Here is a 9,882-nt window from a genome sequence, read left to right as displayed (position 1 = left end):
CCGTCGAGGCCGCCGCCCTGGGCGAGCGTCTGGATCTCCCTGGCGTAGGTGGGGCTCACCGTGGTGATGCGGTCGCTGTAGAACAGGCCCGCTTTCAGAAACGACATCTGCCCGTAGAACTCGATGCCCTGCATATGGAAGAAGTCAGCCGGCAACCCAAGCTGTCCGAACAGATGAGCCGGAAACACGCCCTGATAGGCGAGGTTATGCACGGTGAATACGCTGCGTGCGAACGCCCGGCCGTGTTGACGCTCGGCCGCCCGCAGGTAAGCGGGGGCAAGGCCCGCGTGCCAGTCGTGTGCGTGGACGATCTGTGGCGCCCACTCCGGATCGAGATGCTGCGCCAGTTGTGCGGCGACCCAGCCGAGCAGTGCGAAGCGCTGGGCATTGTCGCCGTAGGGCACATGTTCCGCGTCGAGGTAGGGGTTGCCGGGGCGGTTGTAGAGCGTGTCGGCGCGGATCACGTAGACCACGAGGCCGTTGGCCGGCAGCGTGCCCTGTTCCAGCGTCACGTTCGGCGAGTCGAACCGGCGACCCAGCTGGGCCACCGGGCGCAGATCGGTGAGACCCGCCACCACCGACGGAAAGCCCGGTAACAGCACCCTTGCATCGGCACCGAGCTCGATCAGCGCCGGGGGAAGGGCGCCCGCCACGTCGGCAAGACCGCCTGTCTTCAGGAGGGGATACAGCTCGCTTGCGACGTGCAGGGCACGAATCGTCATGGGCAGGTTTCCGGTTGTGGCGAGTGTTGGTTCGGGTTTGCAGGTTACCGGTCCGGCTGCGCGGTTCGACTGGGTCACCCCACCGCGCAATCCTACTGCGTCGGCGTCTGGCCGCGTAGCGCATCCGGCGTCACGAGCACGATGCCGGTTTCGGTGCGGTAGAAGCGCTCGGCGTCGTGCACCGGGTCTTCGCCGATCACCGTGCCGTCCGGAATCGAGCAGCCGCGATCGATCACCACGCGGCGCAGCCGGCAACTGTTGCCAATCGTGACCTGCGGCAACAAGACTGCCTCATTGATGTTACAGAAAGAATTCACAACCACATTCGACGATAGCACCGAGCGCGAAATCTGCGAACCGGAGATGACGCAGCCGCCGCACACGACCAGGTTGGTGGCCGAGCCCTGCAGGCCATTCATGTCGCGCACGAATTTGGCGGGGGGCAACTGCTGCTGTTGCGTCCAGATGGGCCAGTCGGGGTCGTACAGGTCGAGCGTCGGGATCGTCGAAGCGAGGTCGAGATTGGCGGACCAGTAAGCGTCGACTGTGCCGACATCGCGCCAGTAGGACTCGACGTTCGGATCCGAGGAGACACACGACATGCTGAACGGATGGGCGATCGCATGCCCTTGCGTCACGACGCGCGGCAGGATGTCCTTGCCGAAGTCGTGATCAGTGTCTTCAGTGGTGATGTTCTCGTCGAGCAGCGTGTACAGGTAGTCGGCGTTGAACACGTAGATGCCCATGCTGGCCAGCGCCATGTCGGGGCGCCCCGGCATCGCGGGGGGATCGGCGGGCTTCTCGACGAAGCCGGTCACGCGGCGGTTTTCGTCCACGTGCATCACGCCGAAGGCCACCGCGTCCATGCGCGGCACCTCGATACAGCCCACCGTGCAGTCCGCGCCGCTCTCGACGTGGTCGCGGATCATGCGCGTGTAGTCCATCTTGTAGATGTGGTCGCCGGCCAGCACGACGACGTATTTCGGCCGTATTGAACGGATGATGTCGAGGTTCTGGAACACGGCGTCTGCCGTGCCGCGGTACCAGTGGCCGCCTTCGACGCGTTGCTGCGCGGGCCACAGGTCGATGAACTCGTTGAACTCGCCGCGCAGGAAGCCCCAGCCGCGCTGCACATGCCGGATCAGCGAGTGCGCCTTGTACTGCGTGACGACCGCGATACGGCGAATGCCCGAATTCAGGCAATTGGACAGCGCGAAGTCGATGATCCGGTACTTGCCGCCGAAGTGGACGGCAGGTTTGACGCGTTTGTTGGTGAGCGGCCCGAGCCGCGTGCCGCGTCCGCCTGCGAGGACGATAGCCAGGGTGGCGCGTTGCAGATCGTTGAGGCTTGCCGGCGTTTCCATTTTTTGTCTCCATGTTTGGGGCGGTGCTCGCGCTTTTGCGCTGACGCCTGTCCCATGCAACGTGGTTGCTGATGTTGTACCCCGGATGGATCTGCTGGTTTGTTTTTCTATCGATTCTGGTCCAGATATGCGCCGCTGTCGCCCTCCGATTGACAATTGTTTGCTATTTCTAGCACTGATCTGCTGCCGGCGAATAGTCTGGATTATGTGGATGCCAAACTTATCGGTGTCCTGCGCAAGATCGCAGTCGAGGCTCGCGGCGTCCGTGCGGAACGGCGCATAGCGGTGCGAATGGTGCGGCGCAATATGCGGGTCGACGGGTTTCGGGTGGTCTATGCGGGCGCCGGAGCAGGATTCGGATGGGGAACGTAGAATCGGCAACTCGATTGCGGGCCGCTTTGGATTGAGCCGCAGTGACGCTCTTGTCCAGGCTGATTCCGCTAAACCATTCCGCTGGAACCCATCGCGTATGAAAGTTAGCCGAACTCATCTGCTCGCCCTGTTCAGCGCCTGTGCGCTCACGGTATGCGCCGCGTCTCACGTGGCGTGGGCCGAGGGCGATGGCGCCGCTAGTGCCCCCGCCGCGAGCGCCGCGTCAGGCAACGACGGTCCTGCCTACGGCCCCGAACTGCAGGGCTTCGATTATCCGGCGCCGGTCGAGCAATACGATTTCACTTCGCAAGGCGTTGCCCTGCACATGGCTTATATGGACATCAAGCCAGTGCATCCCAACGGCCGTACGGCGGTGTTGCTCCATGGCAAGAACTTTTGCGCGGCCACGTGGGAGCCGACCATCCAGCGTCTGAGCGATGCCGGCTACCGGGTGATTGCGCCGGACCAGATCGGCTTCTGCAAGTCCAGCAAGCCCGAGCACTATCAGTACAGTTTCCAGCAACTGGCGCGCAATACCCATGCGCTGCTCGACGCGCTGGGCGTGAGTCGCGTCACGATGATCGGTCATTCGACCGGCGGCATGCTCGCGATCCGTTATGCGCTGATGTATCCGCAAGAGACGCAGCAACTGGTCCTCGTCAACCCAATCGGCCTCGAAGACTGGAAAGCGAAAGGAGTGCCGTCGCTATCTGTCGATCAATGGTATGAGCGGGAACTGAAGACGACGGCCGACGGCATTCGCCGCTACGAACAGTCTACCTATTACGCAGGTCATTGGAGCGCAGACTACGAGCCATGGGTGCAGATGCTGGCGGGCATGTACCGCGGGCCGGGCAAGCAGATCGTCGCTTGGAATTCCGCGCTGCTCTATGACATGATCTATACGCAGCCGGTGGTGTATGAACTGGGCGAGTTGCAGATGCCGACGTTGTTGATGATTGGGCAGAAGGACACGACGGCCATCGGCAAGGACGCGGCGCCCGCCGCCGTGCGCGCAGAGATCGGCCATTATCCGGAGCTGGGCAGGGCGGTCGCGAAGGCGATTCCGCATGCGACGCTCGTTGAGTTCGCAGAATTGGGTCACGCGCCGCAGATGCAAGACCCGCAGGCGTTTCACAAGGCGCTGCTCGGCGGGTTGGCGGCGGTTTCGGCTAGTCGCTGAGCACTGAAACGACTTTCTGCCCCGCCACCGTATTCCAGCGCCTCTCGCCGCCGGGAAAAAATGGCCAGAGCTATTTTGCGCGGCATCGCAAATTGCCAGGGAGGCCGCTTGCAGACAGACTTCGCGACTGACTCGCCGCCTATTGAGCGTACGCCGGTGCGACAGCGTCGACCGCTTCCTCTTCCGGCGGAGGTGTGTGGGTCTGCCGAATTTGCTCGATCATCCTGGTTAAGACATCGAAGGCTGTTTCCGGCGCGGCTTGCGTCGGGGTTGGTTTGCTTGGGTTTTGATGTGCGATCCAATCACGATATTGCTTGATTTGCTTTACCTGCCCGATGAGATCAGAGTCAACTTCGCCTTTGAAAAGGTTGAGAATCTCACTAAACCTCCAGTACTCGACTTCACTTTCGAACTTTTCTGCCAGCTTGTTGGCATACTGCTGCGGATATCCTGCGGCCAGCAGACGGTTCGCCGTTTGCAGATGCTCAATGACGAACCGCTCGAATGTGGCGAACAGCGCCAAGATGGCAAGGTCCGCTGCTTGCTTTGCTGCATCTTCGAGGGCGGTATTTGCCTCCTCCGGAGTTGCCTCAATGAACTGTGTGCGTCGGATGAGTTCTTCGTGCTGAATTTGAATCGTGCGCGTGGCGACCTTGAAGCAATCGTTTGCCACAGCAAATGCCTTATAGACGGGATCCAGGGGATTATTAAAATTCATAGTCGGAGACGTCCGTGAGCAGGTCAAGAAACAGACTTTCATCAACGCGCTTTGCCCGACGTACTCTGGCCTCGATCCAGTACCAGCCATCTTCGTCGACTCCAGAACGCATGGGTGTCGACGACGAGATTGTGGTTTTTCCACCCGCAATAGTTTGCGTCGAAAATGCCGGACCTTTTCCGACATAGAAAAGGAGCGCATGTCTCGTCACACGGCCGATCAGGTCCACTCTCCCGTGCGCTCCGATGATTTTTGATCCAACAGGCAGGATCTTGGCCACTGAGACTCCGTCCTTTGCTATGTAGAGGCTCGGGGCATCATATTGGGCCATTAGCTCTTCATTGAGCGTTACAGCGTCGCGTTCCACGGTTAAGCCATGTTCTCTACACCAGGCACTCACTCGCCCCAAAAAGGTCGTGACGCGCTGCACATACTCGACGGAAGAAGAGCCTGCGTCTTCAGTTTTCGGATCAGCCACTATCTATCCTGTATTCTCACAATGCGCCCGCGGCGGCACGTTAGCGCCTGCCAGCACGGTCGACATATTTGCCTGTATTAGTGAGATATGAGCAGATGTTCCCGTACTCATATCTAAGGCCTCAGCCTACCATTGAATCCGTCGCGAAATCATCAAAGCTAGCAGGGCGCCGGTTCCTTTCACAATAGCGTCCGGCGCTAAAGATGAGCTGCCCGATCACAATAACTTGCAACAACCAAGTCCGTTCCGCATCGGGGCGTCGGTGCAGAGGCCGGACGCGGCGAGTGGTCGCTATTCGCCAGTTACCGGATGCCGGGTTTCGCGCATTAAGCTCCGCGTTGGGGCGGCATGTGCCTTTCCCGGAAAATCCTCGAAAAGGCTATTTTGCTTAGACCGCGATGGGATAAGGATTTTAGAGGCCGGCTCGCGGCGCGGACGATTTCGCACGCCACGCCCGTCGAGTTCGCGGACCTTGGTCACGCGCCGCAGATGCAGGACCCGCAGGCGTTTCACAAGGCGCTGCTGGACGGTCTGGCGGCGGTTCCGGTTACTTACTGAGCGCCGGCAATCTCGTCGCGCACCTGCGCGGCAATCTCGAACGAGCGCAGCCGCGCCGCGTGATCGTAAATCTGCGCGGTCAGGATCAGCTCATCCGCACCGGTCTGCTCGATCACCGACAGCAGTCCCTCGCGAACGGTGTCTGGATCGCCGATCACCGAGCACGCGAGCGATTGCGCGACACTGTTCAATTCCATCTCCGCCGCCTCGATCCGGTCCACCGGCGGCTGTAGCTGTCCCGGTGTGCCGCGGCGCAGATTCACAAACTGCTGCTGCAGCGAGGTGAACAGACGATAAGCCGCTTCGGTGGTGTCGGCCGCGAACAGGTTCACCCCGACCATCGCATAGGGTTTGTCGAGTGCCGCCGAAGGACGGAACTGCGCGCGGTACAGGCGCAGCGCGGTCAGCATATGGTCGGGCGCGAAGTGCGACGCGAACGCAAACGGCAGACCGAGCGCCGCGGCCAGTTGCGCGCTAAAGAGCGACGAGCCGAGCAGCCACAGCGGCACGTGCAGCCCGGCGCCTGGCACCGCGCGCACGCGCTGGCCGGGCACCGGATCCGCGAAGTAACGCTGCAGTTCGACCACATCGTCCGGGAACGAATCGGCGCTGCCCGACAGATCGCGACGCAAGGCACGCGAGGTGGTCTGGTCGGTGCCGGGCGCGCGGCCCAGACCCAGATCGATCCGCCCCGGGTAGAGCGACGCGAGCGTGCCGAACTGCTCGGCGATCACCAGCGGCGCGTGATTGGGCAGCATCACGCCACCCGAGCCAACGCGTATCGTTTTGGTCCCGCCGGCGACATGGCCGATCACCACTGAAGTCGCGGCGCTGGCAATGCCGGTCATGTTGTGATGCTCGGCGAGCCAGAAGCGCCGGTAACCCCAGTGCTCCGCGTGCTGGGCGAGATCGAGCGTGTTGGCGAAGGCCTGCGTCGCGCTGGCGCCGGCGGTGATAGGGGAGAGGTCTAGGACCGAGAAAGGGATCATGGCAAGTTCGTCCGAAGCCGTGCGTCGCGCGGGTCGCGTGGAGCGATGCGCTCGCACGCTTGTAAGTCCGCCGACAGCAAAGGCAAAGACCGATTGTGCCAAAGCGCTTCGATTCCCGCTGACGCGGTGAACAAGTCCACACCGACGACAGGGTGAGGGTATGGCCGCAGCGGATCGTGCGGCGTCAGCGTGTGACGTCGCACAGATCGCAGGTCCGGCTGGCGTTAGCGTGAGATGGCTGCTCCACAGCAGATGCACGGCGCACCGTCGGTGCGCCGGCCCACGCATCCGTGCTGCGCTGCGGCAGGCGGCGATCGTGATGCCAGCCGGTTCGTTTGCGTCACGCGTAGGTCGGCTACGCAAAGTACCTCCGGGCGCAGCGGACCGGCCGGGTCATCAAACCCTGACCTGCCGTCGGGCGCATGCGCCGCGCGCGACTTGTTCAGACCAGTCGCTTGAGGCAAGCCGGCAATTCGCCTCATTGAGCAGATCAATATCTGAAAGCACCCCGAGTATCCTCAGAATGCCGCGATTATTGTCAGTCAAATAACATAGCTTTATAAAACTGTAAAAGATCCCTGCTAAGCCAGTAAAAGAGGGTTTAGAGTGAATGGCGGCAAGGAAGCAGGTTTTCCCGGGGACTGCTACAATTTTTCCCACCATGAATGCGCGGGCGATTACCTTTCAAAGGCACGACACCAAGCTGTAAGCCTTGTTGGGATTGGCTCTGTACGTCTGTAGTCTTGATCTCTGCGGTCGCTGACAGAAGCGCATCCGGAGCGACCGGTCATTATTGACTGATAGATCTCTGTCTATTCGCTTTCGATTATCTGTCATAAAGCCGATTAAATATTACGGTAAATTACAGTAAAGCAAATCGTGGACGTCGCTTCGACAATGCGGCTCATTCCGATGCCAATTGTTCCGACGCAGGCAGAAGGAGTTTCGATCGTGCGAGCGAGCGTATCCATGCATCTTTTGTCGATTTGTCCTGCTATCGCCGGGTTGCGGGCCACCGGGAGCGGGAGAGGTGGCCAATGACGGTGCATTTGCTATCTGGTTTGGAGTGGCTGTTGGTTCTGATGTGCTGCGCCACCACCGTGTATGCCGGTGTTGCCGCAGTCGCGATGCCGTTTTTCAGCAAACGTGCTGCTGTGCGTCATGTGGGCTGGAGTTCCGTCAGCGTGCTCAAACCGCTGTGCGGGATCGAACCGCGTCTGTACGAAAACCTGGTGACGTTCTGTGAGCAGGCGCATCCCTGCTTTCAGTTGCTATGCGGAGTTTCGTCGCCGGTCGACCCGGCCATCGGCGTGGTGCGGCGGCTGCAGGCGGCGTATCCGCACTGCGACATCGAACTCGTAATTGATTCGCGCGTGCACGGCAGCAACCTGAAGGTCAGCAACCTCATCAACATGGCGCAGCGCGCGCGCCATGACATCATTGTGCTCGCCGATAGCGACATCGCGGTTGAACCGGACTATCTCGACACCGTCACCGCGCCGCTCGCCGACCCCGACACGGGCGTTGTCACCTGCCTGTACCGGGCGCAGAGCGTGGGCGGCTTCTGGCCGCGGGTGGGGGCACTGTTCATCAACGAATGGTTCGCGCCGTCGGTGCGCGTCGCGCATGCGGGGGGCTCGCGCCGCTTCGGCTTCGGTGCGACGCTGGCGTTGCGCCGGATGACGCTCGAGGACATCGGCGGCTTCGAGACCCTCAAGGATTGTCTGGCCGACGACTATTGGCTGGCCGAACGTGCGCGCACGCTTGGGTTGAACACGGTGCTTTCTTCGGTGATGGTCGCCACCGACGTGATCGAGCCCACCTTTACCACCTTATGGCTGCGTGAAATGCGTTGGCTACGCACGATCCGCTCGGTGAATCGCTCGGGGTTCGCGTCGCTGATCATTACGTTTACGACGCCGTGGCTGGTGGTCAGCGCACTGCTGGCGTTCGGGCTGGGTACTGGATTTATAGATGGAACCAGCAGCGGGGCGGGCGCTCATCCTTTGATGGCGTTGACGCTGTCGATCAGTGCTGCCACCGGTCTGCTCGCACGCGTGTTGTTGCATGCCCGCAGCGCCCGCATTTCGCGCACGTTCTGGCGAGATCTGCCGCTCGTGCCGCTGCGCGACACGCTGCTCGCGTTGCAATGGTTGGGCGCGGTGTTCGGCTCGCATGTGGTTTGGCGCGGCGCGCGGATGTCGGTGGTCAATCGCGTGGCGCAGACGCGTGCGTCGATTGTGGAACTCTCGGATCGTGGATGAAAATGTCTGCGAATCGGGTATCCGATGCCGCATCACGCTGCGGCACCGTGGCGCAGGAACCGTATCATCGGTTTAATGACTTATCAGAAGCCAGAATCAAGGCAGATAGCGGAGCATCTATGAAGACGCTGTTTTTGCAGGCCCCGTCGTATGACGGTTTCGATGGCGGCGCGGGATCGCGCTATCAGGCGAAGCGCGAGATCCGTTCGTTCTGGTATCCGACATGGCTCGCACAGCCGGCGGCGCTGGTGCCGGATAGTCGCGTGCTCGACGCACCGGCGGATGGTCTCTCGGTGGAGGCGTCGCTCGAGATCGCACAAGAGTACGAGCTCGTCATCATCCATACGAGCACGCCGTCGTTCCCTACTGATGCCCTGTTCGCTGAGGATCTGAAGAAGCGCAAAGCTTCAGTGATGATCGGCATGGTCGGCGCGAAGGTCGCTGTCGATCCGCACAACTCGCTGACCGCGAGTGAAGCGATCGATTTCGTCTGCCGTGAAGAATTCGATTTCACCTGCCAGGAAGTGGCCGCAGGCAAACCGCTCGCGCAGATCCAGGGTTTGAGCTATCGCGCCGCGGACGGCTCGATCGAGCACAACGAGGCGCGCCCGATTCTCGAGAACATGGATGAATTGCCGTTTGTGGCGCCCGTCTACAAACGCGACCTGAAGATCGAGAATTACTTCATTGGTTATCTGAAGCACCCATACGTGTCGATCTACACGGGCCGCGGCTGCCGCTCGAAGTGCACGTTCTGCCTGTGGCCGCAGACGGTCGGCGGTCACCGCTACCGCACGCGCTCGGTGGAGAACGTGCTGGAAGAAGTGAAGTGGATCCGCGACAACATGCCTGAAGTCAAGGAGATCATGTTCGACGACGACACCTTCACCGACTTCAAGCCACGCGTGGAAGAGATCGCACGGGGTTTGGGCAAGCTCGGCGTGACGTGGTCGTGCAACGCGAAAGCGAACGTCCCGTATGCGACGCTGAAGATCATGAAGGAAAACGGCCTGCGTCTGCTGCTGGTGGGCTACGAGTCCGGCGACGACCAGATCCTGCTGAACATCAAGAAGGGTCTACGCACGGATATCGCACGGCGCTTCAGCGAAGACTGCCGCAAGCTGGACATCAAGATTCACGGCACGTTTATCCTGGGCCTGCCTGGCGAGACGCAGGAAACCATCGAAAAGACCATCCGGTACGCGAAGGAAATCAACCCGCACACGATCCAGGT

At 61.0% G+C, this 9,882-nt stretch carries 8 protein-coding genes and 1 pseudogene; 4 read left to right on the top strand and 5 right to left on the bottom strand.

Going from position 1 to position 9,882, the window contains the following annotated elements:
• The coding region (locus tag M0954_RS29975) for a glycogen/starch synthase (protein ID WP_297357128.1) at positions 1-722 on the bottom strand (722 nt) is incomplete at its 3' end.
• Between the two features lie 92 nt (positions 723-814).
• Positions 815-2,086, bottom strand: a complete 1,272-nt coding sequence (glgC, locus tag M0954_RS29970) for a glucose-1-phosphate adenylyltransferase (RefSeq protein ID WP_123384289.1) — start codon at positions 2,084-2,086, stop codon at positions 815-817.
• Positions 2,087-2,555: 469 nt separating this feature from the next.
• On the opposite strand from glgC, the gene M0954_RS29965 reads away from it, so the two are divergent.
• A complete protein-coding gene (locus tag M0954_RS29965; protein WP_297357126.1) occupies positions 2,556-3,641 on the top strand; it encodes an alpha/beta hydrolase in 1,086 nt (361 codons plus the stop codon).
• Between the two features lie 139 nt (positions 3,642-3,780).
• Here M0954_RS29965 and M0954_RS29960 read toward each other — a convergent pair whose 3' ends face one another.
• Together M0954_RS29960 and M0954_RS29955 are read right to left on the bottom strand one after the other, a co-directional pair.
• The gene (locus M0954_RS29960) at positions 3,781-4,359 is read right to left on the bottom strand and encodes a hypothetical protein (RefSeq protein WP_297357125.1); all 579 of its coding nucleotides are present in this window, start codon (positions 4,357-4,359) and stop codon (positions 3,781-3,783) included.
• Positions 4,349-4,837, bottom strand: a complete 489-nt coding sequence (locus M0954_RS29955) for a hypothetical protein (RefSeq protein WP_297357123.1) — start codon at positions 4,835-4,837, stop codon at positions 4,349-4,351. Before M0954_RS29955 ends, M0954_RS29960 begins: the two co-directional genes overlap by 11 nt.
• Positions 4,838-5,254: 417 nt before the next feature.
• Between M0954_RS29955 and M0954_RS29950 the strand changes: the two are divergent.
• Positions 5,255-5,395: pseudogene (locus M0954_RS29950) on the top strand (alpha/beta hydrolase); the annotation flags it as partial.
• Here M0954_RS29950 and M0954_RS29945 read toward each other — a convergent pair.
• A complete protein-coding gene (locus M0954_RS29945; RefSeq protein ID WP_297357121.1) occupies positions 5,389-6,384 on the bottom strand; it encodes an LLM class flavin-dependent oxidoreductase in 996 nt (331 codons plus the stop codon). The pseudogene M0954_RS29950 and the gene M0954_RS29945 overlap by 7 nt on opposite strands.
• 1,037 nt (positions 6,385-7,421) lie before the next feature.
• Between M0954_RS29945 and hpnI the strand changes: the two genes are divergently transcribed.
• Positions 7,422-8,648: a bacteriohopanetetrol glucosamine biosynthesis glycosyltransferase HpnI gene (hpnI, locus tag M0954_RS29940; protein ID WP_297357119.1), complete on the top strand. Its 1,227-nt coding sequence runs from the start codon at positions 7,422-7,424 to the stop codon at positions 8,646-8,648.
• A gap of 95 nt (positions 8,649-8,743) precedes the next feature.
• Positions 8,744-9,882 (top strand): hopanoid biosynthesis associated radical SAM protein HpnJ (gene hpnJ, locus M0954_RS29935; protein WP_367279553.1); only part of this gene is annotated, 1,139 nt, incomplete at its 3' end.

Source organism: Paraburkholderia sp. (genome assembly GCF_026225065.1).
Classification (GTDB): Bacteria; Pseudomonadota; Gammaproteobacteria; order Burkholderiales; family Burkholderiaceae; genus Paraburkholderia.
Note: the sequence above shows the minus strand (reverse complement) of the source record. Positions and strands in the feature narration are given on the sequence as shown.

What these genes read in the sequence shown, in the direction of transcription:
- hpnI (WP_297357119.1), top strand. Translation starts at nt 7,422, where the DNA reads ATGACGGTGCATTTGCTATCTGGTTTGGAGTGGCTGTTGGTTCTGATG.
- glgC (WP_123384289.1), bottom strand. Translation starts at nt 2,086, where the DNA reads ATGGAAACGCCGGCAAGCCTCAACGATCTGCAACGCGCCACCCTGGCT.
- M0954_RS29965 (WP_297357126.1), top strand. Translation starts at nt 2,556, where the DNA reads ATGAAAGTTAGCCGAACTCATCTGCTCGCCCTGTTCAGCGCCTGTGCG.
- M0954_RS29960 (WP_297357125.1), bottom strand. Translation starts at nt 4,359, where the DNA reads ATGAATTTTAATAATCCCCTGGATCCCGTCTATAAGGCATTTGCTGTG.
- M0954_RS29945 (WP_297357121.1), bottom strand. Translation starts at nt 6,384, where the DNA reads ATGATCCCTTTCTCGGTCCTAGACCTCTCCCCTATCACCGCCGGCGCC.